This is a genomic window from Arthrobacter monumenti, from assembly GCF_054511255.1.
This window is the reverse complement of sequence record NZ_JBTNCY010000001.1, coordinates 573,868-596,389: the sequence shown is the minus strand read 5'-3', so window position 1 is coordinate 596,389 and position 22,522 is coordinate 573,868. Positions and strand designations below refer to the sequence as shown.

Sequence of the window (22,522 nt, the reverse complement as noted above, 5' to 3'; positions counted from 1 at the left end):
AACTAGACCTCATCCAGTGTAGTGAAATTTTCAGCGCGCAAGCCAATTAGGAAACTATTTCGACGTGGGCGTTACCGCGGGGGTGGAAAAACTGTCGGTCGGGGCTATTAGACTTGATATGCCGCCAACCCAGGAGTGCTTCGTGCGTTTCATTAACACCCCGTCCACCGACCTTACGTATTCGGATGTTTTCCTCGTCCCGTCCCGGTCGGACGTCATCTCGAGGCTGGACGTCAGCCTGGCCAGCGACGACGGCACGGGCACATCCATCCCACTTGTTGTGTCCAACATGACGGCGGTGACCGGACGCCGGATGGTGGAGACGGTGGCGCGCCGCGGTGGTTTGGCAGTCCTGCCGCAGGATATCCCGCTCGAGGTCCTCGCCGAAGTCACACAGTGGGTCAAGGGGCGGCATGACGTCTACGAGACGCCGTTGCACCTAAAACCGTCGGATACGGTGATCGACGCCCTGCACCTAATGAACAAGCGCTCCCATGGCGCCGTCGTCGTGCTCAATTCCGACCGCCAGGTGATTGGCGTGGTCCGGCCCTCCGATTGTGAGTCCGTGGACCGCTTCTCCTCGCTGGAATCGGTGATGCGCACCAATGTTCCGGCTGTTGACGCGGAAACGTTCGACGGCGACAGGGACGAGGCGTTGAAGGCGGCCTTCGGGAAGATGGACCAGGCGGGAACAAACTTCGCTCCGGTCATCCGCGACGGCGTGCTGCAGGGCGCCTTGACGCGCACAGGTGCGCTGCGGTCGACGATCTACCGGCCTGCCATCGACAGCCGCGGCAAGCTGAAGGTCGCCGCCGCTGTCGGTATCAACGGGGACGTGCAGGAGAAAGCCAAGTTCCTGCTCGACGCCGGAGTGGACGTGCTTGTCGTGGATACTGCCCATGGTCATCAGCGGAAGATGTTCGACGCGCTGGAGGCAGTGCGGGAACTCGATCCGGATGTTCCGATTGTGGCGGGAAACGTGGTCAGCGCCGACGGTGTCCGCGATCTTGTCGAGGCAGGCGCGAGTATCGTCAAGGTCGGTGTCGGGCCGGGAGCCATGTGCACCACCCGGATGATGACCGCCGTCGGACGTCCACAGTTTTCCGCCGTCCTGGAGTGCTCACAGGCGGCGCGTGAAATGGGTGCCTCAGTCTGGGCCGACGGCGGTGTCCGGTATCCGCGCGACGTGGCCCTGGCCCTCGCGGCAGGAGCCAGCCAGGTAATGATCGGCTCCTGGTTTGCAGGCACCTATGAAAGCCCGGGCGATCTGCAGACGGACAGCACCGGCCGGCAGTATAAGGAGAGTTTCGGTATGGCTTCCGCCCGTGCCGTGCAGAACCGCACCCAGCGTGAGGGGTCCTTTGACCGGGCGCGCAAGGGCCTCTTCGAGGAGGGCATTTCTGCTTCGAAGATGTACCTCGACCCGGCGCGTCCCGGTGTGGAGGACCTGCTGGATATGATCACTGCGGGATTGCGCAGTTCGATGACGTATGCCGGCGCCACCGATTTGGAAAGCTTTCGCGAGCGTGCCTTGGTCGGGGTGCAGTCGGCCGCCGGCTACGAGGAGGGGCGCCCGCTGCAGGAAAGCTGGTAGGCCGCTTTCGCAGGAGCGGCTGTCCTGTATTCTTTAACGTCTATGGACAGCTCATCTAGGAGCCGGCGCCAGTCGACAGGCAGCACATCGTCGACTCGCAATGCCGGCAGACCCCGCGCCCGTGCCCATCGCTCCCCGTCCGCAGTATTGGAGCCTTCCAGACCGGCTGAAGCCGATCAACCTCCGATAACTTCGAACCGCAAGACCGGCCCTGCCTTTAGGGCGGTGCAATCTTAGTGGAATGGATCCAGATCGCAGCAGGCTTCCTGCTGATTCTTGGAACCGGCTTCTTCGTCGCCGTTGAATTTGCCCTCGTCGCGCTTGACCAGAACTCTGTACGGCGTGCGATTACCAATGGCGATACCGGCGCAGAACCTTTGCTGAAGTGCCTGAAATCCCTGTCCACGCAGCTTTCCAGCTGCCAGTTGGGCATCACTCTAACCACCCTGCTGACCGGTTTCGTGATGGAACCGGCCATCAGCGCGTTGCTCCGGGGACCGTTGACGGCCCTCGGGATAAGCGAAGGGTTGGTGACCACAATCGGCGTGGTTATCGCGATGACTCTTGCCACGCTGCTTTCGATGCTCCTCGGCGAGTTGGTGCCGAAGAATATGTCGATCTCCGTGCCGTTCGCTATCGGCAAGGCACTGGCCCGACCACAATTGGCCTTCACCGCCGTTTTCAAACCGGGCATCGTTGTCTTGAACGGGTTCTCGAACAAGGTCCTGAACGTGTTTGGGCTGGAGGCGCAGGAGGAAATCTCGGGTGCCCGCACGCCGGCCGAGCTTTCTTCGATGGTCCGCCGTTCCGCTGAGATGGGAACCTTGGACCCCAATACCGCCAACTTCGTTGCTAAAACACTGAGCTTCGCGGAGCGCACGGCGGCCGACGTGATGACCCCACGCACCCGGCTGGAGACGCTTGAGTCGGATCAGCCCGTTACGGACATCATCGATGCTGCAAGGCGTACGGGCTTCTCGCGGTTCCCGATCCTCGGAGACTCGCCGGACGATATCCGCGGCGTCGTCCATGTGAAGAAGGCAGTAGCCGTTCCGGCCGACCGCCGCCCTGGACTCGCCGCGGCGGCGATCATGACCGACGTGCTCCGCGTGCCGGAGACCGTCCATCTCGACGCCCTGATCCAGGAACTGCGTGAAGCGAACCTGCAACTCGCCGTCGTCCTCGATGAATACGGTGGAACCGCCGGCGTTGCCACCCTCGAGGACCTTGTCGAGGAAATCGTCGGCGAAGTGTCCGACGAGCACGACAAGGTCAAGCCCGGAGTGCTGCAAAGCGCCGCGGGGGACTGGTATTTCCCCGGCATCATGCGCCCCGACGAAGTGAGCGATCAGATCCCGTCCCTTACTGTTCCGGATGAGGCCGGTTACGAGACCGTGGCGGGTTACATCATGGCGGAACTGGGTCGGATTGCCGAGATTGGTGATCAGGTCAGCGTTCCCGGCGGTGTCCTCGAGGTCGAGCGGATGGAAGAGCGGCGGATCGACCGGATCCGTTTCGAGCCCCGGCCCGAAGAGGACGACGATGCCGACGAAGACTCGTCCAACGGCGCAGGAGGTGGACGATGAGTGACTGGGTCGGCCTGGTATGGCTCGTTGTACTCCTGCTTGCCAACGCGTTCTTCGTCGGTTCTGAATTTGCCGTGATGTCGGCGCGACGGAGCCAGATCGAACCGTTGGCGGAGCAGGGCCACAAGCGGGCCAAGACGACGTTGTGGGCGATGGAGAACGTCTCGCTGATGCTCGCCTGTTCGCAGTTGGGTATCACCGTCTGTTCGCTGTTGATCTTGAATATTTCGGAGCCGGCGATCCATCACCTGCTCGAGATTCCGCTGCTGGCCCTCGGCCTTCCGGAAGGCGTGTCCGACGGCGTCGCCTTCGGGGTTGCGCTGCTGCTGGTCACCTTCCTGCATGTGACCTTTGGCGAAATGGTGCCGAAGAACATCTCGGTTTCGGTCGCAGACAAGGCGGCGCTGCTGCTGGCGCCGCCGCTGGTCATGGTCTCAAAGGCCGTCCGTCCGGTGATTGCCTCCTTGAACTGGACCGCCAACCACATACTGCGGCTGATGCGGATCGAGCCGAAGGATGAGGTTTCCTCCACGTTCACACTGGAGGAGGTCCGGGCCACCGTCGAGGAGTCGACCAGGCATGGATTGCTGGCTGACGACACAGGGCTGCTCGCCGGCGCGCTGGAATTCTCCGCCTATACGGCGGGGCGGATCATGGTGCCTATTGAAGACCTGGTCACGCTCGACGTCGGGACGACACCTGCAGAGTTCGAACGCTCCGTAGCGCGGACCGGTTTCTCACGTTTCGTGCTCGCCGACCGTGCGGATAATCTCACCGGCTACCTGCATCTGAAGGACGTCCTGTCCATGGATGAATCCCTCTACAGCCAGGGGATCGATGAGAACCGTGTCCGGACGATGGCGAACATCCGGGTGGACGACGAGATCGAGGACGCCCTGGCCATCATGCAGCGCACCGGTTCCCACCTGGCGCGGGTGATGGCGTCGGACGGTACGACCAAGGGCGTGCTGTTCCTGGAAGATGTCATCGAGCAACTGGTCGGGGAGATCCGTGATGCCACGCAGGCTCAGGGACTGCGCCGGCTTGGTGGCCCGCGGACGGAATAGCAACGCCTGCCGGACTCCTTGATGCGAACGATTCGCGTTTACGGTAGAGTTTCCACCCGTAATGTTACTGATTCTCATTAAGAGTAGATCCGGGGTTTCTTCAATGCGGAGCTTAAGCAACCACCCGCAGCGTTCAAAAAAGGGCGGCGCGTCTGCCATCGCGGCGGGCGCCGCCGTCGTGCTTGCCCTGACTGGCTGCGGGGACGGCGAATCGGCTCAGGATTCCGATGATGGCGTGATTTCCATCGTCACCTCCACCAACGTCTATGGCGATATTGCCAAAACCGTCGGTGGGGACAACGTCGACGTGACCCCGATTATCGACAGCATCAGTCAGGACCCGCACTCCTATGAGGCAACTGTCCGGGACAAGCTCGAGGTTTCCAAAGCCGAACTCGTCGTCGAAAACGGTGGCGGATATGACGCTTTCCTGCATCGCCTCGTTGAAGATACCGGCTCCGGGGACCGAGCGGTGGTCACCGCGGTGGAACTGTCCGGCTTACAGCACGACGACGGCGCAGCTTCCGGTGCAGAGGGTAAATCGCACGAGGGGCATGCCGAAGCTGACGATGAGCCGCACGAGGGGCAGGCCGGAGCTGAGGGAGGAACCCACGCCGGGCATCAGAACGACGGCGGATCGCACGCCGGGCATTCACATGCCGGATTTAACGAACACGTCTGGTACGACCTCGCTACAGCCTCCGCAGTGGCAACGAAAATCGCGGACCGGCTCAGCGCCCTGGACAACGCCAATGCCGAAACTTACCGGGCAAATGCCGCCGAATTCACCGCCTCGATCGAGCAACTCCAGCAGCAGGTGTCCGGAATCAAGGAGCGCCACGGCGGGGACGGTGTAGCAATCACTGAACCGGTACCGCTGCACTTGCTGGAAGACGCCGGTCTGGTGAATAAGACGCCCGCCGAGTTCAGCCAGGCCGTGGAGGAAGGCAATGGCGTCTCTCCGGTAGTGCTGCAGGAAACGCTCAGGCTGTTCTCCGAAGGGCGTGTCGAGCTATTGGCCTACAACCAGCAAACCGAGGGCAGCCAGACCCAGGCGGTGGAGGCGGCCGCCAAGAAGGCGGGAGTGCCAGTGGTCAACTTCACCGAAACACTGCCGGATGGCAAGGGGTACCTGCCGTGGATGAAGGCCAATGTGGATAATATTGAACGGACTTTGGCCCAATAGCCATCGCGGGAAACGGCAATACGAAAAGGATGACGATGGCAGAGCCTGTGGTGAGCATGAATGCCGCTTCGCTGGCGTTCGGCGACCGCACGCTTTGGGACAACCTCAACTTGGATATTCATCCCGGCGAGTTCTTCGCCGTGCTCGGTCCCAACGGATCCGGCAAGACGAGCTTCTTGAAGGTTCTGTTGGGCCTTCAGGAACTAACCTCGGGAACCGTCCGGCTGCAGGGCCGGTCCGTTGACCGAGGCAGCCGGCACATTGGCTATATTCCACAGCAAAAGGAATTCACGCACGACACTCCTCTGCGGGCTCGGGACCTGGTCGGCCTCGGGGTGGACGGACACCGCTGGGGACTGCGGCTCCGCACTGCAACGTACAACCGCCGGGTCCAAGAACTTCTGGAGCTTGTCGGCGCCTCCGAGTATGCCCAAGTGCCGGTCGGTCTGCTGTCCGGCGGTGAGCAGCAGCGGCTCCGGGTGGCCCAGGCGCTGGCGACCGACCCAAAGGTATTGCTGTGCGACGAAGCGTTGCTCTCCCTCGACCTGCATCACCAGCAGGCCGTCAGCCGCCTCGTGAACGAGCAATGCCGGACCGGCAACAGCGCGGTTATCTTTGTGACCCACGAGATCAATCCAGTCATTGATTACGTGGACCGGGTCCTCTACCTTGCCGGTGGACAGTTCCGGGTGGGAACCCCGGAGGAAGTGATGACCACCGAGGTGCTCTCGGACATGTATGGCACGAACGTGGAAGTGCTTCGCAGCAACGGGAGGATCGTCGTCGTCGGGCTTCCGGATGCAACCACGCACCATCATGTGCACGAGGACGTCTGATCATGGATTTCAATGAATTCCTCGAGGCGGCCTTCAACTTCAATGACTACGCTGAGCTGCTGCCCCTGGTGCGCAACTCGATCATCGCAGGCGCTGTACTGGGGGTCGTTGGCGGACTGATCGGCACATTCGTGATGATGCGGGACCTGGCTTTCGCGGTGCATGGCATCGCGGAGCTTTCCTTCGCCGGAGCAGCTTTTGCCCTGCTGATTGGGGCCAATGTGGTGTTCGGTTCGCTGATTGGCTCGGTCGTCGCGGCGCTGCTGCTGGGTGTACTGGGCATCCGCGCCCGGGACCGGAATTCCATCATTGGCGTGATCATGCCATTTGGACTTGGCCTGGGCATCCTGTTTATCTCGCTGTATCAAGGACGTTCGGCAAACAAATTCGGGTTGTTGACCGGGCAGATTGTCTCTGTCGATACGGTGCAGCTGAACCTGCTGGTGACCTGTGCCGTCGTCGTGGTTGTGGCCCTGCTGTTGATCTGGCGGCCGCTCACCTTCGCCAGCGCGGATCCGGCTTTGGCCGAGGCGCGCGGTGTGCCGGTCCGCGGGCTCTCGATCGTGTTCATGTTCCTGCTCGGACTGTCCGTTGCGCTGTCGATCCAGATTGTCGGCGCCCTTCTGGTGCTGGCACTGGTCATCACACCGGCGGCGGCAGCGCTGCGGGTGACGTCGTCGCCCCGGTTGGTGGTGCTGCTGAGCGTGGTCTTTGCGGTAACGGCGGTGGTTGGCGGGATTCTGGTGGCCCTCGGGGGACGGATCCCGATCAGCCCATATGTGACGACCATTTCGTTCCTGATTTACGTGGTCTGCCGGCTCATCGGTGGCCGGCGGCGACGGCATGGAACCTTCGGACGCAGGACTCCCGCGCTGACGCGGCCCGGGCCGGTGGTCTAAGTTCGGGCAGCTACTGGCGGGCTGCGCATTCCGGGCACAGGCCGAAGATTTCGACGGTGTGCGTTACGTCGGTGAATCCGTATGTGGCCGCGGTTTGCTCGGCCCATTTCTCGACCATTGGGGTCTCGATCTCCACCGCGCGGCCACAATTGCGGCAAAGCAGGTGGTGATGGTGCGACGACGCAGAGCAGCGGCGATAGACCGCCTCACCGTCGCCATTGCGCAGTACATCCACCACACCCTCGTCTGCCATGGATTGCAGGATCCGGTAGGCGGTGGCCAGGGAAATCGAGTCGCCACGTTCATGCAGCAGCCGGTAGAGCTCCTGGGTACTGACGAAGTCATCGAGCTCGCTCAAGGCTCTGCCGACCGCGATCCGCTGCTTGGTCACCCGTGTTTCCGGTGCACGGCGGGGTGAACCGGAGGCGGATGAGGCTGCCTGCGACATGGCGGGACCTTTCGGAAAAAACGTTGACTTTGACCCTTAAAGGCCAGCATCCATACTATCAGCGGACGGACCAGCGTCGTCCTGAACGACCTCCGGAAGACCAAGTCCAGCCCGAACGGCGGGGGTACGCTGGGTTCATGAAGCTGACCAAGTACACCCATTCCTGTGTCCGGCTCGAGAACGAATCCCAGGTATTGGTGATCGATCCTGGCAACTTCTCGGAGTCAGCCCAGGCGCTGGACGGCGCTCACAATGTCCTCATCACGCATGAACACCCGGACCACATTGATGAGGATGCCGTGCTGGCGGCGATGAATTCGAACTCCGAAATGCAGGTCTTCGCTCCGCGTGGGGTGGCCGAGCAGCTGCGCGGCAATGCGGAAGAGTCCGGAGTGAGCTCACGGATTATCGATGTCCTGCCCGAAACAGCCGTGGAATTGCCCGGCTTTAATGTGAAGACTTTTGGTGGACAGCACGCGCTGATTCACCCACTGATCACGATGGTGGCGAACATTGGCTACCTGATTAACGACGACGTGTACCACCCGGGCGACTCGTTCACCGTTCCGCACGGGTTGCGGGCCACGACCCTGCTGGTGCCGCTTCACGCTCCCTGGTCGAAGACGGCCGAGGTGATCGATTTCGTAATTGCAGTCGGAGCGGACAGGGCTTTCCCGATCCATGAAGCGCTGTTGAACGAGACCGGGCTGAAGATGATCGAGGGGCATGTGCAGCGGATCGGTTCCTACTATGGCACGGAATACCGTCATCTCGACGCCGGCGAATCAGTCGAGTTGTAGGCCCGGTCCGTCCTGCCCGGGCCAGCGGCCGGACGCAAAAAACCCGTCGATCATGGCCTCATACGGCGCAGGATCCAGACCCTTCTCCGCCAGCCAGCCGTCGTCGTAATAGCTGCCCGCGTAACGCTCACCGCCGTCGCACAACAGTGACACGATGCTGCCACGTTCCCCTGCTGCGATCATCGAGCTGATGAGTTGCCAGACACCCCAGAGGTTGGTGCCGGTGGAGGGGCCCGCATGCAGCCCGGCGTGCCGGTTCAGATGGCGCATTGCCGCAATGGAGGCCGCGTCCGGAACCTGGATCATGGAATCGATGACCGATGGGACGAAGCTCGGTTCCATCCGCGGCCGGCCGATGCCTTCAATCCGTGACGGCATGCCGGTCTCATAATTGCTGTCCCCGCGCTGCCACGCCGGATAGAACGCCGAATTCTCGGGATCGACGACGGCGAGCCGGGTTTCGTGCCGGTTGTACCGGATGTACCGGCCAATAGTGGCGCTCGTTCCGCCCGTGCCCGCGCCGACGACGACCCAGGCCGGCACGGGATGCGGCTCCTGGGCGAGCTGGGTGAAGATGGATTCGGCGATGTTGTTATTGCCCCGCCAGTCGGTGGCCCGTTCGGCATAGGTGAACTGGTCCAGATAATGTCCGTCGCTCTGTTCTGCCAGTTGCTGGGCCACAGCGTAGACTTCCGAAGCGTTGTCCACGAAGTGGCAGGTCCCGCCGTACTGCTCAATCAGGGCGATCTTTTCCCTGCTGGTGGTGGCCGTCATCACCGCGATAAAGGGAAGGCCGAGCAGACGGGCGAAATATGCCTCGGACACGGCCGTGCTGCCGCTGCTTGCCTCGACGATGGTGGTTCCTTCGGTGATCCACCCGTTGACCAGGCCAAACAGGAACAGGGAGCGGGCCAGACGGTGCTTGAGACTGCCGGAGCGGTGGGTCGATTCGTCCTTCAGGTAGAGGTCGACGCCCCATTCCGGCGGGAGCGGAACTGCATGCAGGTGGGTGTCCGCGGACCGGTTGTTTTCCGCTTCGATGCGCCGCACGGCCTCATCGGCCCAGGGGCGGGGCGATGCGCGGTGTTCGGTCTGGCCGGTGACAATCGGTGTTGGGGCGGCGTCTCTCACCCTGAAACCATATCCGACCAAGGTGCCGTGGCTTACCGCTGCACAGGAAAAGGAATCTACTCAGCAGTAGGCGTTGTTCTCAGACCTGTATCCAGCACTTATTGCTGAGTGGATCTTGCGCGGCGGTCTAACCAGCACTTATTGCTGTGTGGATTCGGTACAGGAGTCTATCCAACACCTATTGTGAAATAACAGCGCTAAAGAACCGGAGGAACAAATGCAGACCCTGATCGACGTCGAAAGCCTGCAGGAAAGACTGTCCGGCGGCGAACCAATTACCATTCTTGACGTCCGTTGGGCGCTCGGTGATCCGAACGGTTATCAGCACTACCTGGACGGACACATCCCCGGCGGCGTCTACGTCGATCTGGAGCGCGAGCTGGCTTCGCCGGGAATGCCGGAGCAGGGGCGCCATCCATTACCTGATCCGGATGCTTTCCAGGAGGTCGCACGCCGGTGGGGGATCGACGACGGCGGCGTGGTGGTGGCCTACGACGACAACGGGAACATGTCCGCGGCCCGGCTGTGGTGGTTGCTCCGCGACGCCGGCCACGAGCAGGTGTATCTGCTCGATGGTGGCCTCGGAGCTTGGAAGCAAGCCGGCTCCGAACTGGAGACCGGCAGCACGACGCCGGAGCGCGGCTCGGTCCGGTTGACGAGTGGACGGATGCCGAGGATCGGCATGGCCGAAGCCGGCTCGTTCCCCGGCAGCGGCCTGTTGCTCGATGCCAGGGCGGGGGAGCGTTACCGCGGCGAGGCGGAGCCAGTTGACCCCCGTGCCGGCCACGTTCCGGGGGCCCGGAGCGCGCCGACGTCGGACAATCTCACCGCCGACGGCCGGTTCAAGCCAGCCGCAGAACTCCGCGAACGGTTCGGGAAGCTGGGGGTGGTCGACGGACGCTGGAATACCGCCGCCGTCGCCGAAGACCCAAACCCCGCCGCCATCGCCGAAGACCCAAACCCCGCCGCCGTCGCAGTCTATTGCGGGTCCGGGGTCTCCGCCGCGCATGAAATAGCCGCGCTGGAAATCGCCGGCATAAGAGCGGCACTCTATCCCGGCTCCTGGTCGCAGTGGTCCAATCATCCCCAATTGCCAGTCGCAACCGGCGCGGAGTAGCGTCAAAGTACCGCATTCCCCCAGAGAGGATCCGTCTTAGTGACTACCGCTTCCGCCTATGCCGCGTCTTCCCCCACCAGCGGCCTGAGCGCCAGCACGATCGACCGCCGTGAACCCGAGGCCGACGACGTCGAAATTGCCATCGATTACTGCGGCCTGTGCCATTCGGATGTGCATGCAGTCCGCGGTGAATGGGGCGGAACCGACTATCCGTTGTCTCCCGGACATGAGATCGTCGGCCGCGTCACGCAGGTCGGCGAGCACGTCCCGGATTTCCGGGAAGGCGATCTGGTGGGCGTTGGTTGCATGGTCGATTCATGCCGGGTCTGCGCCAGCTGCCAGGACGGGCAGGAACAGTACTGTGAACAAGGCCTGACACCAACGTACGGAGGGCCGGATCGCAGACACGACGGCGTCACGACCCAAGGCGGGTACTCCTCGCATATCGTCGTCAATCAAGGCTACGTGCTGCGCGTGCCGGAGAATCTGGACCCTGCCGCCGTCGCCCCATTGCTGTGTGCCGGCGTGACGACGTATTCGCCGTTGCGCTACTTCGGCGTCAAGCAAGGCGACAGCGTCGGCGTCGTCGGACTTGGCGGGCTGGGCCACATGGCCGTGAAGATCGCCAAAGCCATGGGTGCCTCCGTCACGGTGTTTACGACGTCGTCGTCCAAGAGCCAGGCGGCGCATGAACTTGGCGCAGACCACGTTGTCCTTTCCACCGATGAGGAAGCGATGGAAGACATGGTGTATTCCCTCAACTTCATCGTCGACACGGTGGCCGCGCAGCACGACCTGAATCCGTTCCTCGCCACCTTAAAGCGCGACGGCGGACTGGTGCAGCTGGGTCTGCCATCCGGCGAAATGCCGCCGGTCGACCCGCGGATTCTCATCCGACGCCGGCTCTCCTACCTGGGTTCCAACATCGGCGGTATTGCTGAAACGCAGGAAATGCTCGATTTCTGCGCCAAGCACGGCGTCGTTTCCGAGATCGAGATGGTCAAGGCGGACGAGCTGGACGAGGCGTATGACCGGATGGTTGCCGGCGATGTCCGCTACCGTTTTGTCCTCGACAATTCATCACTGCCCGAAGCAGGCCAGGGAACAGCCCGTGGTGAGGCTCCGGCCGGACGAGAGGTGTAACAAACATGAGTACGTTATTCAGCAAGATTATCGACGGCGATATCCCCGCCCGTTTCGTATGGCAGGACGACGACGTCGTGGCGTTCCTGACGATCGGCCCGTTGACCGACGGGCACACCCTGGTGGTGCCGCGGCGGGAAATCGACGAGTGGATTGAAGCACCGAATGATCTGTTGCTGAAAATGACAACTGTGGCCCAAACGATTGGGCAGGCGCAGCGGGAGGCATTTCCGTGTGAGCGGATTGGGCTGACCATCGTCGGCTTCGAGATTCCGCACCTGCACGTCCACGTTTGGCCGACGAACTCGATGGCTGACTTTGACTTCAGCCGGGCCGAGCAGAACCCGGACCCCGGCCGGATGGATCAGAACGCAGAGAAGCTCCGCGCCGCCCTGCGGAACGCCGGACATTCAGCAACCGTCCCGGACGCATAAACCGGACGCCGGCATGAACGAAGACAATCGTCCCGAACCTCCGGACTCTGCGGGCGAACGCGAGACACTCGAGGGCTTCCTCGATTTCCTGCGCGCGTCGGTCGTGCACAAGGCGTCCGGCTTAAGCGATGCGGACGCGGCCCGCCGGCTTCTACCCTCGCTGACCACCGTCTCCGGGTTGATCCGCCACCTTGCCGACGTCGAACGCAGCTGGTTCCGTGAGGATATTGACGGCCAGCGGGACGTTCCGACACGGTGGTCGGACGAGGACCAGGACGCCGAATTCCACGTGACCGAAAGGGACAGTCTCGCCGGCATCATGGCGGACTACGAGGCGGCGTGCACGGAATCCCGGGCGGTGACGGAACGGTATTCGCTGGACGATTCCTGCACCGGCGGCAATCGAAAACACAATGTGCGGTGGGTCCTGGTGCACATGATTGAGGAAACCGGACGGCACTGCGGCCACATCGACATCCTCCGTGAACTGCTGGACGGGACGACGGGGGAGTAAGTGTGGGTGCAATGTGCACCCATCGAGTCATATACTGGATATATGAGCAAAGTCATTCAAATCCGCGACGTACCCGACGACGTTCACAATTCACTGTCCGCCGCAGCCAAAGCACAAGGCAGTTCATTGACAAAATATGTGTTGCGGGAACTCGAACAGGTAGCAGCGCGGGAACGGATTGCCGAACGGAATGCCGCAGTTATCCGGGATACTCAGAAGCGTGTTCACGGAGGAGTCAGCCGTGAATCGATCCTGGAAGCGCTGCATGATGGACGTTGCGAGTGAAGGTCGTTGACGCGGGCGTGATTGTGGAGCTGGTTGCCGGTGGACTGGATCCATCCCGGCTTGGCAGTTACGAACTCATCACCCCGCATCTCGTCGATAGTGAGGTGACCAACGTATTGCGGCGGCTCGTGCTCAGGGGGACCCTAACGGAGCACCAGGGGCAGATCGCTATGGACGGTTTTTCGTCGCTTACAATGCGGAGGTTTGCCGCTGATTGGCTTCGGCCCCGGATTTGGGAACTGCGCCATAATGTGAGCGGCTACGGCGCGACCTATGTTGCACTCGCAGAAATGACCGGGGCCACATCGCTGCTGACGACCGATGCCAAACTTGCGAATGCCCCTGGTATCGAGTGCCCTGTCGAGCTCCTTTGATCCACCTTGCCGCGGTTGTGCCGCTGGGTGTCGACATCACCGCATGGCGTTGGCGGCATTGAGCGCGTCATCGAGCGCGGCCCGGATCCGCTTTTCCGACACCTTGTAGGCAGTGCCGAGTTCGACGGCGAAGAGACTCACCCGAAGCTCCTCGATCATCCAGCGGACCTGCTTGAGCTCCGTCGTCGCGCCGTTCCCCGGGCGCAAGGCGGCCACGGCGTCGTCGTACTCATCCTCGAGCCGCTGCACAATGGCCATGTTGAGGCCATCGCGCTGCAGATTGGACGGCATTTTCTCCAGCCGCTTCTCCATGCCGGCCAAATAACGGGGCAGCGCGCTGAGCTGGGCATAGCCGGTTTTAGCGACGAAACCGGGGTACACGAGGTTTTCCAGCTGGGCTTTGATGTCATTCAGGCCACCGATCATGGTCAGGCTGGTGCTGCCCTTGAGCTGTTTCTCGATCCGGCGGGCGCTGGCCAGGATCTTCTCGACGACCGCGGTGACGGTGAACATGGTGTCGATGAGCTCGGCCCGGACATGCTCATACAGCGCATCAAATTCTCCTTCGGACTTTGGTTTGAGGCTCCCTGCCGGATCGACGACGTCGGGAGTCAGTTTGTCGATGGCGGCCAATGTGCAGTCCTCAATGAGAGACGATACGCTGCCGTGCGGGTTCTGGCTGAAGGTCAACTTCTCGTGGTTGCTCAGATGCTCCAGGACGTACTTGGCGGGAGATGGCACCCGGAGGGCTAACAGCCGGATCACCCCGCCACGCATGGAACTGCGCTGCTCGGCGGCCGACTGGAAGACCTTTAGGCCTACGGCGGCCCCTTCATCGAGGAGTGCCGGGTAGCCGGTAATGGTATGGCCTGCGACCATTCTCCGGACCTGGCTGTCGATGTTGCCGAAGGTCCAGCTTGCCTGCCCGGTCCTTTCAGAAATGCCGGCAGTATCTGTACGTTGGGCGTCTCCGTTACCGGCAGCGGCGGAAATGCCGTTCCCGCCGGCTTTGTCGGTTCCGCCGGTATGGGCTGCTCGTCCGCCGTCCTGCTTCGGATCAACGCGCCCGCCGGTTCCCTTCGCGTTGCCCTGCCCGTTGTGCTTCGCCTTGGACTCGCTGCTGTGCACGGTCCGCGGAGTGGCTCCGAGCGATTCGGCAATGGCCCGCCGGGACGCTGGAGCGAGTTCCTGCTGCAGTGCTGCCAGGTCTTTGCTTTCGCCGAGGACTTTGCCCGCGGAGTCGACGACCTTGAAGGTCATTTTCAGATGCGGGGGGACAGCCTCCCAGTTCCAGGAGCCTGGCGGAATGACATGGCCCTTCAGGCGGCGCAGGGTCAGCTCCAGCGAGGATTCTAAATCGTCCGCCGACGGATCGAAATCAGCGGCAAGCGCCGCCGTCGCACTCCTTGCTACATCCGGGGCGGGGACAAAGTTCTTCCGCACCTGTTTGGGCAGGGATTTGATCAAGGCGGCGACCATGTCGGTCCGCAGACCGGGGATCTGCCACTGGAACGGTTCCGGCGGCAGCTGATTCAGGAACAGTATCGGCACGGTGACCGTGACGCCGTCGGCCGCGTTCCGAACCATCGGCGAGAATTCGTAGTGCAGCGGCAGTTCGAAGCCGTCCTGGTGCCAGATTTTCGGGAAGGCCGACTCGTCCAGTTCCTCCGCATCGTCGCTGCGGAGCAGGTCCTCGCTGAAGTCCAGCAGGTCCGGGTTTTCGTGTCGGGCTTGTTTCCACCATTTGTCGAAGTGCCGCTCGGAAACGACGTCCTTGCCGACACGCGCGTCGTAGAACTCGAACAACGCCTCATCGTCGACGCGGATGTCCCGCCGCCGCATCCGGTTTTCCAGTTCCTCGATTTCTTCCAGCAGCGCACGGTTGCGGTGGAAAAACTTGTGGTGGGTGCGCCAGTCACCTTCGACCAAGGCATTGCGGATGAACATTTCCCGGGAGAGTTCCGGCTCGATCCGCCCGTAGTTGATCCTTCGCTGGGGTACGACCGGCACGCCGTAGAGGGTGACCTTCTCGTAGGCCATCACCGAGCCCATCTTTTTGGACCAATGCGGTTCGCTGTAGCTGCGCTTAACCAAATGTGGAGCAACCTGCTCGGCCCAGGTGGGATCGAACTTTGAGACGACGCGTGCCCAGAGCCGGCTGGTCTCGACCAGTTCTGCGGCCATCACCCAGTCCGGGTTCTTCTTGAACAGCGAAGAGCCGGGGAAGATGGCGAACCGGGTCCCTCGGGCGCCGGCGTAGTCGCGCTTGCGTTCGTCACGCAGCCCGATGTGGCTGAGCAGTCCGGTCAGCAGGCTCATATGAATGTTCTGGTCCTTGCCGACCGGATCCACCTCGCGGCTGTTGGACATCGTGATGCCCAGCGGCTTGGCCAGCTGGCGAAGCTGGGTGAAGAGGTCCTGCCATTCGCGGATCCGCAAATAGTTGAGGAATTCCCGGCGGCACAACTTCCGGAACTGGGTGGAAGACAGCTCTTTCTGTTTTTCCTGGATGTAGCGCCAGAGCAGCAGGTAGCCGGTGAAATCCGAGTTTTCGTCGGCGAAGCGCTTGTGCATCTCGGTCGCCTGCTGCTGCTTGTCCGACGGGCGCTCACGCGGGTCCTGGATGGTCAGCGCGGCGGTGAGGATCATGACCTCACGGGTGCAGTCCCGGTTGCCGGCTTCAACAATCATCCGGCCGAGCCGGGGGTCCACCGGCAGTTGCGAGAGTTGGCGGCCTACCGGAGTCAGTCCGGTGCCGGCGTTCTTCCTGTTGTCGTTCCGCCGGGGGTCGGAGAGGGCGCCGAGCTCACGCAGCAGGCTGACGCCGTCGTTAATTGCCTTGGCGTCAGGCGGTTCCACAAAGGGGAAATCGCCGATGTCCTTGGGGCCATTGGCGACGCCCATGGCCGTCATCTGCAGGATGACCGCTGCGAGATTGGTGCGCAGGATTTCCGGGTCGGTAAACTCGCGGCGGCCGGCGAAGTCCTCTTCGGAGTAGAGCCGGATGCAGATGCCGTCCGAAACACGGCCGCAGCGGCCCGCGCGCTGGTTGGCTGACGCCTGCGAGACCCGCTCGATCGGCAGGCGCTGGACCTTGGTGCGGTGCGAGTATCGCGAAATCCTGGCGGTTCCGGGATCGATGACGTATTTGATACCTGGGACGGTCAGCGAAGTTTCAGCCACATTCGTCGCCAAAACAATCCGGCGCAGGGCACCCGGGCTGAACACCCGGTGCTGTTCCGCCAACGACAACCGGGCGAACAGCGGCAGGATCTCCGTGCCGGAAAGCCGGGGATTGGCGGCCACGCGTCCCTTCAGAACATCTTCGGCGTCGCGGATCTCCCGCTCGCCGGAGAAGAACACCAGAATGTCTCCGGGCGCCTCCTTGGCAAGTTCATCGACTGCATCTCCGACGGCGTCGAGCGGGTCGCGGTCCTCTTCCAGCTCGTCGTCGGAATCGGACTCGCCGGGTGGCTGGTTCAACGGACGGTACCGGACCTCGACCGGGTAAGTGCGGCCGGACACCTCGACGATGGGGGCGGGACCACCGGAACCGGCGAAATGTTCGGCGAAACGCTCCGGGTCGATCGTGGCGGAGGTGATGATGATTTTCAGGTCCGGACGTTTCGGCAGGATCTGCTTGAGGTAGCCGAGGATGAAGTCGATGTTCAAGCTGCGCTCGTGCGCCTCATCGATAATGATGGTGCTGTAGCGCTTGAGCAGCTTGTCATGCTGGATCTCGGCGAGCAGGATGCCGTCCGTCATCAGCTTTATCTGCGTTTGCTTGCCGACCTGCCCGGTGAAGCGGACCTGGAAGCCGATCTCCTGGCCGAGTTCGACGTCGAGCTCCGAGGCGATGCGCTCGGCGACCGTCCGGGCGGCGAGACGCCGGGGCTGGGTATGGCCGATCAGCCCGTTGTCAGCCAGGCCAAGCTCGACGCACATCTTGGGAATCTGTGTGGTCTTACCGGAACCGGTCTCGCCGGCGATAATGGTCACCTGATTGGCCGCGATCGCCGCCTTGATATCCTCGCGGCGCTCCGAAACGGGCAGCTCGGCAGGATAGGTGATATTCAGTGCCATGGTTGTTGCCAGTTTATCCGGCGATGCCAAAACGGCGTACAGGCGGCGGCATGGGCACTTTCCGGCCAGGCTGGCATAGACTTGCCGCGGTGTCGGGGCACTCACCAACGCTGGTGCTTGAAACACACATCCGAAAGGACAGCATGGAACTCCACGATCTCCTTGAGTCGCTGAATGCCGGTAATACCATCACCGGGGACTCACCGTTGCATGAGGTAATGCACCGGGTCAGCCAGGAGGCCTTGCGCATTACCGGCGAACTCAACGGCGGATACCAGGAACCGGCGCGGGTTCTGGAACTGTTGTCGCAGTTGACGGGCAAACCGGTTGATGAATCCGTGACGGTATTCCCTCCCCTCTATTCAGACTTCGGGAAGAACATCATCCTCGGTGAGCGGATCTTCATCAACTCCGGGTGCAAGTTTCAGGACCAGGGCGGTGTGGTCATCGGCGACGACTGCCTGATCGGGCACAACACGGTGATGGCCACGCTCAACCACGACCTGATGCCCAGCCGTCGTGCGGACATGCACCCGGCCCCCATCGTCGTCGGCCGCAATGTCTGGATCGGCTCCAACGTCACCGTTCTGCCCGGCGTGACAATTAGTGATAACGCCGTGGTGGCGGCTGCTTCAGTAGTGACGAGGGACGTACCGGAAAACACCATTGTTGTGGGTTCGCCCGCACGAGTGGTGCGCTCGGTACCTGCCTGAACCGCATTGGCCTCAACCCGGCGGGCACGCGGTCCCGTGATAATTTGAGGAAATGAGCAGAGACCCGGAACCGCAGGTTCCTGCCCCGCATGAGGGGGACGACGGCGAGGAGCAGAAAAGCTGGGCGCATCAGCTAACGGTTGGTGTTGCCCTGATCGTGGTGTCTTTGTTTTTCTTCCCTGAAGGAATCGGCGCGTTGAACGGAGACAGCGGAAACTTCCTGTTCCGTGCCGACGACGGCAAACCGGATGTGTTTTTCGGCTCGCTGCTGGTCTTGCTTGGCACCGTGATGGTGATCGGAGGAACGTTCTTGATTGTCAGGGGCCTCCGAAAGCGGAAGGCTGAGCTGGACGACGGCGGAACGCGCTGAAGCAAGCCATGGCGGACAAAAAAGACACCGGCGTAAAGGATCCCTACGGCACAAAACGGTTGCTTGCCGGCGGTCTGTTGATCATTGGATCATTGTTCCTCCTGGTTCCGGGCATCAACTCTGCTTCGGCCATTGTGTACGGCAATAGTCCTGAAGACCCCACTGCGGCAATCCTGGTGGTGACGGGCGGCGGAGCGGTTTTGCTCGCCGGGCTGGTGTTGGCTCTCGCCGGCCAGTTGCGGCGCCGTTCGTACCGTAAACGTGTCGTCAGCTATGGCGATGCCTCCGGCCCGGCCGATCCGGCCGATGAAGACCATGACTGGAGCGGCAGGCGAATCACTGCTGGAAAAGTGGAGAGGCACCTGCGGCGGGTACACCGGCATTACCGGTAACGGCGTCTGTAGGGGAGGAAGCATATCCTTCGATGTGCCGCAGGGCAATGGTGAATTACAACATTGGTATTCGTTTGCCGATATTCGCCTTCAAGCATTGCCTTTTCAGTTAGTAAACCTTTACTGTGTTCGTGGCTTGCGGCTGTGTGATCCACACCACAAGCCTCTTTTTCATCCGAACACAGAATAGGAAACACTGTGAGAATTACGGAATCGAAGGCAAAAGGCCGTCTTGGTCGTGCCGCTGTGGTGGTCGCTGGAAGCCTGGCCCTGGTTGCCTCCGGAGGGTTTGTGGCGAACGCCGATCCCACCCACGAAAACAGCAACAACAACAACTCGCGAAAGCTGCGGACCGCGGTCTCCCCGGAGAGCGTGATGGGCCACTTGGGGGCACTCAACGAAATTGCCGCTGCGAACGGCGGTACCCGGGCCTCGGGGACTGAAGGATACAAGGCATCAGTCGACTACATCGTGGAGAACCTGCGGGCTGCCGGGTATGAGCCTGAACTGCAGGCCTTCGAATTCCCCTTTTATGCGGAATTGAGTCCGGCGGTTTTGGCCAAGACCGCGCCGGTGGCAACGGACTACTCCGAGGACGATTACGAAACCATGACGTTCTCGGGCTCCGGCGACGTCACAGCGGCCGTCTCAGCTGTTGACACCGACGGGACAGCTGGCGCGAGCGACAGTGGCTGCGAGGCCGAGGATTTCGCCGGCTTCACAGCAGGTTCGATCGCCCTGATCCAGCGCGGCAGCTGTACCTTCGCGCAGAAGGCGCTCAATGCGGAGAATGCGGATGCATCCGCCGTCATCATCTTCAACTCCGGAGCGGAAGGCGCCACGGAAGCCGTCATTGGAACCCTCGGTGAGCCGGCCGTGACCATTCCGGTTCTGGGGGCCAGCCATGCCGTGGGCAACGACTTACTCGGCGAAGGCGTCGAGGCCCACGTCAAGGTCGACACAATCTCGGAAACCCGCGTGACCTGGAACGTCTTCGCTGAAACGGCTTCCGGCAACCCCGACAATGTGGTCATGGTTGGCGGACACCTCGACGGCGTTCTGGCTGGAGCAGGCATCAACGACAATGGAACCGGCAGCGCCGCCATTCTTTCCGTCGCCGAAGCCATGCAGAAGGTGAAGACAGAAAACAAGGTCCGCTTTGCGTGGTGGGGAGCCGAAGAGCTGGGACTCTTGGGAGCCGAGCACTACGTCGCAGACCTCGCAGCCAAGGGAGAACTGGATGAGGTTGGCCTCTATCTGAACTTCGACATGATCGGTTCGCCGAACTATGGCCGCTTTGTGTACGACGGCGACAACTCGGCCTTCCCGGTTGGTCCGGGTGCCGCCGAAGGGCCGGAAGGATCCGGAGAGATTGAGCAGGACTTCCACGACTACTTTGCCTCACAGGGGCTGGCTTCGGGAGAGACCGCGTTCAGCGGCCGCAGCGACTACGGACCCTTCATCGCCGAAGGAATTCCGGCTGGCGGACTGTTCACCGGTGCCGAGGGCATCAAGACGGAAGAACAAGCGGCTCTCTTCGGCGGAGAGGCCGGCGTCGCTTATGACAAGTGCTACCACGCGGCTTGTGACGACCTCAGCAACGTCAACGTTCAGGCTGTGGACGAGATGAGCGATGCGGTTGCTCATTTGACCCTCACCTACGCGATGAGCACGGTTGGCGTCAACGGTGAAGGCGGGGTCGTCAAGGGCAACGCCAAGAACAAGGAAAAGTTCACCGGAAATCCACTGGGAGGCGGAACTGACAGCGGCGGCGGACTCCACCCGGAGCACGGCCACGAACTGGCGGTGAAATAACCTGTAGGGCAAGCAGCAACGCAGCAGGCGGGTCAGGAATCGGTTGATTCCTGGCCCGCTTTTTGCGTCCGGTTTCCAGCCCCCTGGAGCCGCTCGGCCATCAGCAGCGCTTCCTCCCGCATCTCGGCCGGTTCGAGAATCTCAAAATCGACATCCAAAGCGGCCAGATGCACCAGCGGGATGTCGAGCGAATCCCATCCAGCCCGCAGAATCGTGCAGTCGGCGCCGTCTGCTTCCAATTGGGCAATGGACGGTCCAACAGACTCGGCAATCCGGGCCAGTGGCGCATGCAGACGTACGACGACGTCATAGCGGTATGGCGAGCGGGTGATCGAGCGCTGGACATACTCCGCCAGGTCCTTCGCCGGAAGCGCGCGGGGCTGATAGCGGCCGCGTTCCGATGGCGGGCTGCTGATCCTGTCCACCCGGAAAGTCCGCCAGTCCTCCCGCATGGTGTCCCACGCAACCAGGTACCACCTCCGTCCGGTGTCAACGAGCCTGTACGGTTCCACCAACCTTCGGGTGGTGTTGCCGTCATAGCCGGAATAAGTGAAGGCGACGGTTCGGGAATCGGAGATTGCCCCGGAGATAGCGGTGAGACAGTCCGGGTTCACCGGTGTGGTGGGAGGGGCGAGCGTCGACACCGACCCCTTGAGGGCTGCAAACCGGGTACGCAGCCGGGGTGGAAGAACCTGTTCGAGTTTGGCGAGCGCCCGGACGGAGGCCTCGCCGATACCCGCAACAGGCCCGGAAGCGACTGCGGCCAGCCCGAGCGCGACTGCCAGCGCTTCGCCGTCGTCAAGCAGCAGAGGTGGCAGCTGTGCACCGGCGCCCAACTGATACCCGCCTGCCACTCCCGGTGAGGCTGAAATCGGATAGCCGAGAGTCCGGAGCTTGCCGATATCCCGCCGCACGGTACGTTCGGTTACCGCCATACGGCCGGCCAACGCGGCTCCCGTCCATTCCTTGCGGACCTGCAGCAGGGACAATAGCTGCAGCAGCCGCGCCGAGGTTTCCAACATGCTTCAAAATCTACTCCGCATTGAGGACGAAGGCTGTCCTGAATCAGTTCTAGTCTTGCAACAGCAGCTAAAACGGACTGCTGACCAAGCACCCAGGAGGAGAAGACAGTGGGTATGGATGTGAATAAGGAACTGGCCGACCAATTGGCCTGGCACTGGGACCACCAGTTACGGGCACGGTTCGATGGACTGACTGATGAGGAGTATTTCTGGGAGCCGGTTCCGGGCTGCTGGAATGTGCGGCCCGCCGGGACCAGCACCGCCCCGATGGCAGTTGGAGTAGGGGATTACACCATCGATTTCGGCATTCCCGAACCTCAGCCGGCTCCAGTGACCACTATCGCCTGGCGCCTGGCGCACATCCTGGTCGGCGTCCTGGGAGCCCGCAACGCGAGTCATTTCGATGGACCCGCCACCGACTATCGTTCCTATGATTATCCCGCCAGCGCTGCAGAGGCGCTGGAACGGCTCGACGCGGGCTACCAGCATTGGATCGATGGTGTCCGCGGACTGGGGACAGAAGGTCTGGACCGTCCCTGCGGTGAGGAGGGGTTCGAGACGTGGCCGATGGGATCACTGGTGCTGCACATCAACCGGGAAATGATCCACCACGGTGCGGAAATCGCGCTGCTTCGAGACCTGTATGCGCACCGAAACAGGCAGTTCCAGTCCAATTCCGTCCCGGTTGAGCCCTGAGGTTAAGGCATCCGGTC

General features: G+C 62.0%; 22 protein-coding genes. 18 read left to right on the top strand and 4 right to left on the bottom strand.

All coding sequences use genetic code 11. The features are described 5' to 3' along the window. Positions 1-142 precede the first annotated feature (142 nt). The 6 genes from guaB1 (at position 143) to ACX80B_RS02845 (ending at position 7,168) form a co-directional block, all read left to right on the top strand. Entirely contained in the window at positions 143-1,594 is a 1,452-nt protein-coding gene (guaB1, locus tag ACX80B_RS02870) for a GMP reductase (protein WP_459292807.1), read from the top strand. Positions 1,595-1,830: 236 nt separating this feature from the next. After that, positions 1,831-3,180 carry a hemolysin family protein gene (locus ACX80B_RS02865; RefSeq protein WP_459292805.1) on the top strand — a complete coding sequence of 450 codons (1,350 nt, stop codon included), beginning with the start codon at positions 1,831-1,833 and terminating at the stop codon, positions 3,178-3,180. Further along, entirely contained in the window at positions 3,177-4,247 is a 1,071-nt protein-coding gene (locus ACX80B_RS02860) for a hemolysin family protein (protein WP_459292803.1), read from the top strand. The genes ACX80B_RS02865 and ACX80B_RS02860 overlap by 4 nt, the downstream gene beginning before the upstream one ends. A gap of 103 nt (positions 4,248-4,350) precedes the next feature. Further along, positions 4,351-5,433: a metal ABC transporter solute-binding protein, Zn/Mn family gene (locus ACX80B_RS02855; RefSeq protein ID WP_459292801.1), complete on the top strand. Its 1,083-nt coding sequence runs from the start codon at positions 4,351-4,353 to the stop codon at positions 5,431-5,433. 35 nt (positions 5,434-5,468) lie between these two features. Further along, positions 5,469-6,269, top strand: a complete 801-nt coding sequence (locus ACX80B_RS02850; RefSeq protein WP_459292799.1) for a metal ABC transporter ATP-binding protein — start codon at positions 5,469-5,471, stop codon at positions 6,267-6,269. A 2-nt stretch (positions 6,270-6,271) separates the two neighbouring features. Next, the gene (locus ACX80B_RS02845; protein WP_459292797.1) at positions 6,272-7,168 is read left to right on the top strand and encodes a metal ABC transporter permease; all 897 of its coding nucleotides are present in this window, start codon (positions 6,272-6,274) and stop codon (positions 7,166-7,168) included. 10 nt (positions 7,169-7,178) lie between these two features. On the opposite strand, the gene ACX80B_RS02840 is transcribed toward ACX80B_RS02845, so the two are convergent. Continuing rightward, positions 7,179-7,616, bottom strand: coding sequence for a Fur family transcriptional regulator (locus ACX80B_RS02840; RefSeq protein WP_459292795.1), 438 nt, complete (start codon positions 7,614-7,616; stop codon positions 7,179-7,181). Between the two features lie 137 nt (positions 7,617-7,753). Between ACX80B_RS02840 and ACX80B_RS02835 the strand changes: the two genes are divergently transcribed. Beyond that, positions 7,754-8,416 carry an MBL fold metallo-hydrolase gene (locus tag ACX80B_RS02835; RefSeq protein ID WP_459292793.1) on the top strand — a complete coding sequence of 221 codons (663 nt, stop codon included), beginning with the start codon at positions 7,754-7,756 and terminating at the stop codon, positions 8,414-8,416. Here the strand turns inward: ACX80B_RS02835 and cds1 are convergent. Further along, complete coding sequence (gene cds1 / locus ACX80B_RS02830; protein WP_459292791.1) at positions 8,402-9,547, bottom strand: L-cysteine desulfhydrase Cds1; 1,146 nt, start codon at positions 9,545-9,547, stop codon at positions 8,402-8,404. The genes ACX80B_RS02835 and cds1 overlap by 15 nt on opposite strands. A 217-nt stretch (positions 9,548-9,764) precedes the next feature. Between cds1 and ACX80B_RS02825 the strand changes: the two genes are divergently transcribed. The 6 genes from ACX80B_RS02825 to ACX80B_RS02800 are packed head-to-tail and all read left to right on the top strand — an operon-like array spanning position 9,765 to position 13,414. Further along, positions 9,765-10,664 carry a sulfurtransferase gene (locus ACX80B_RS02825; RefSeq protein WP_459292789.1) on the top strand — a complete coding sequence of 300 codons (900 nt, stop codon included), beginning with the start codon at positions 9,765-9,767 and terminating at the stop codon, positions 10,662-10,664. Between the two features lie 39 nt (positions 10,665-10,703). Further along, positions 10,704-11,807, top strand: coding sequence for an NAD(P)-dependent alcohol dehydrogenase (locus tag ACX80B_RS02820; RefSeq protein ID WP_459292787.1), 1,104 nt, complete (start codon positions 10,704-10,706; stop codon positions 11,805-11,807). 5 nt (positions 11,808-11,812) lie between these two features. Continuing rightward, the gene (locus tag ACX80B_RS02815; protein WP_459292785.1) at positions 11,813-12,241 is read left to right on the top strand and encodes an HIT family protein; all 429 of its coding nucleotides are present in this window, start codon (positions 11,813-11,815) and stop codon (positions 12,239-12,241) included. A gap of 13 nt (positions 12,242-12,254) precedes the next feature. Continuing rightward, positions 12,255-12,755, top strand: coding sequence for a DinB family protein (locus ACX80B_RS02810; RefSeq protein ID WP_459292783.1), 501 nt, complete (start codon positions 12,255-12,257; stop codon positions 12,753-12,755). Positions 12,756-12,797: 42 nt separating this feature from the next. Further along, positions 12,798-13,040, top strand: a complete 243-nt coding sequence (locus ACX80B_RS02805) for a hypothetical protein (RefSeq protein ID WP_459292781.1) — start codon at positions 12,798-12,800, stop codon at positions 13,038-13,040. Further along, positions 13,037-13,414 (top strand): type II toxin-antitoxin system VapC family toxin, encoded by a 378-nt coding sequence (locus ACX80B_RS02800; RefSeq protein ID WP_459292779.1) that lies wholly within the window; start codon positions 13,037-13,039, stop codon positions 13,412-13,414. Before ACX80B_RS02805 ends, ACX80B_RS02800 begins: the two co-directional genes overlap by 4 nt. A gap of 36 nt (positions 13,415-13,450) precedes the next feature. On the opposite strand, the gene hrpA is transcribed toward ACX80B_RS02800, so the two are convergent. Next, entirely contained in the window at positions 13,451-17,497 is a 4,047-nt protein-coding gene (gene hrpA / locus ACX80B_RS02795; protein ID WP_459292777.1) for an ATP-dependent RNA helicase HrpA, read from the bottom strand. Positions 17,498-17,640: 143 nt separating this feature from the next. On the opposite strand from hrpA, the gene ACX80B_RS02790 reads away from it, so the two are divergent. The 4 genes from ACX80B_RS02790 (at position 17,641) to ACX80B_RS02775 (ending at position 20,787) form a co-directional block, all read left to right on the top strand. Continuing rightward, positions 17,641-18,210, top strand: a complete 570-nt coding sequence (locus ACX80B_RS02790) for a DapH/DapD/GlmU-related protein (protein WP_459292775.1) — start codon at positions 17,641-17,643, stop codon at positions 18,208-18,210. A gap of 52 nt (positions 18,211-18,262) precedes the next feature. Further along, a complete protein-coding gene (locus tag ACX80B_RS02785) occupies positions 18,263-18,580 on the top strand; it encodes a hypothetical protein (protein WP_459292773.1) in 318 nt (105 codons plus the stop codon). 8 nt (positions 18,581-18,588) lie between these two features. Further along, a complete protein-coding gene (locus ACX80B_RS02780; RefSeq protein WP_459292771.1) occupies positions 18,589-18,972 on the top strand; it encodes a hypothetical protein in 384 nt (127 codons plus the stop codon). A 198-nt stretch (positions 18,973-19,170) separates the two neighbouring features. Further along, positions 19,171-20,787: a M28 family peptidase gene (locus tag ACX80B_RS02775; protein ID WP_459292769.1), complete on the top strand. Its 1,617-nt coding sequence runs from the start codon at positions 19,171-19,173 to the stop codon at positions 20,785-20,787. Between the two features lie 32 nt (positions 20,788-20,819). Here the strand turns inward: ACX80B_RS02775 and ACX80B_RS02770 are convergent, their stop codons facing one another. Next, entirely contained in the window at positions 20,820-21,809 is a 990-nt protein-coding gene (locus ACX80B_RS02770) for a helix-turn-helix transcriptional regulator (protein WP_459292767.1), read from the bottom strand. Between the two features lie 114 nt (positions 21,810-21,923). Between ACX80B_RS02770 and ACX80B_RS02765 the strand changes: the two genes are divergently transcribed. Beyond that, positions 21,924-22,505 (top strand): DinB family protein, encoded by a 582-nt coding sequence (locus ACX80B_RS02765; RefSeq protein WP_459292765.1) that lies wholly within the window; start codon positions 21,924-21,926, stop codon positions 22,503-22,505. Positions 22,506-22,522 lie beyond the last annotated feature (17 nt).

Bases quoted from the DNA above. Each gene is read 5' to 3' on its own strand.
- ACX80B_RS02770 (WP_459292767.1), bottom strand. From the start codon at position 21,809: ATGTTGGAAACCTCGGCGCGGCTGCTGCAGCTATTGTCCCTGCTGCAG.
- ACX80B_RS02855 (WP_459292801.1), top strand. From the start codon at position 4,351: ATGCGGAGCTTAAGCAACCACCCGCAGCGTTCAAAAAAGGGCGGCGCG.
- ACX80B_RS02840 (WP_459292795.1), bottom strand. From the start codon at position 7,616: ATGTCGCAGGCAGCCTCATCCGCCTCCGGTTCACCCCGCCGTGCACCG.
- ACX80B_RS02815 (WP_459292785.1), top strand. From the start codon at position 11,813: ATGAGTACGTTATTCAGCAAGATTATCGACGGCGATATCCCCGCCCGT.
- ACX80B_RS02860 (WP_459292803.1), top strand. From the start codon at position 3,177: ATGAGTGACTGGGTCGGCCTGGTATGGCTCGTTGTACTCCTGCTTGCC.
- ACX80B_RS02780 (WP_459292771.1), top strand. From the start codon at position 18,589: ATGGCGGACAAAAAAGACACCGGCGTAAAGGATCCCTACGGCACAAAA.
- ACX80B_RS02810 (WP_459292783.1), top strand. From the start codon at position 12,255: ATGAACGAAGACAATCGTCCCGAACCTCCGGACTCTGCGGGCGAACGC.
- ACX80B_RS02845 (WP_459292797.1), top strand. From the start codon at position 6,272: ATGGATTTCAATGAATTCCTCGAGGCGGCCTTCAACTTCAATGACTAC.
- ACX80B_RS02765 (WP_459292765.1), top strand. From the start codon at position 21,924: ATGGATGTGAATAAGGAACTGGCCGACCAATTGGCCTGGCACTGGGAC.
- ACX80B_RS02825 (WP_459292789.1), top strand. From the start codon at position 9,765: ATGCAGACCCTGATCGACGTCGAAAGCCTGCAGGAAAGACTGTCCGGC.
- ACX80B_RS02790 (WP_459292775.1), top strand. From the start codon at position 17,641: ATGGAACTCCACGATCTCCTTGAGTCGCTGAATGCCGGTAATACCATC.
- hrpA (WP_459292777.1), bottom strand. From the start codon at position 17,497: ATGGCACTGAATATCACCTATCCTGCCGAGCTGCCCGTTTCGGAGCGC.
- ACX80B_RS02835 (WP_459292793.1), top strand. From the start codon at position 7,754: ATGAAGCTGACCAAGTACACCCATTCCTGTGTCCGGCTCGAGAACGAA.
- ACX80B_RS02785 (WP_459292773.1), top strand. From the start codon at position 18,263: ATGAGCAGAGACCCGGAACCGCAGGTTCCTGCCCCGCATGAGGGGGAC.
- ACX80B_RS02850 (WP_459292799.1), top strand. From the start codon at position 5,469: ATGGCAGAGCCTGTGGTGAGCATGAATGCCGCTTCGCTGGCGTTCGGC.
- ACX80B_RS02805 (WP_459292781.1), top strand. From the start codon at position 12,798: ATGAGCAAAGTCATTCAAATCCGCGACGTACCCGACGACGTTCACAAT.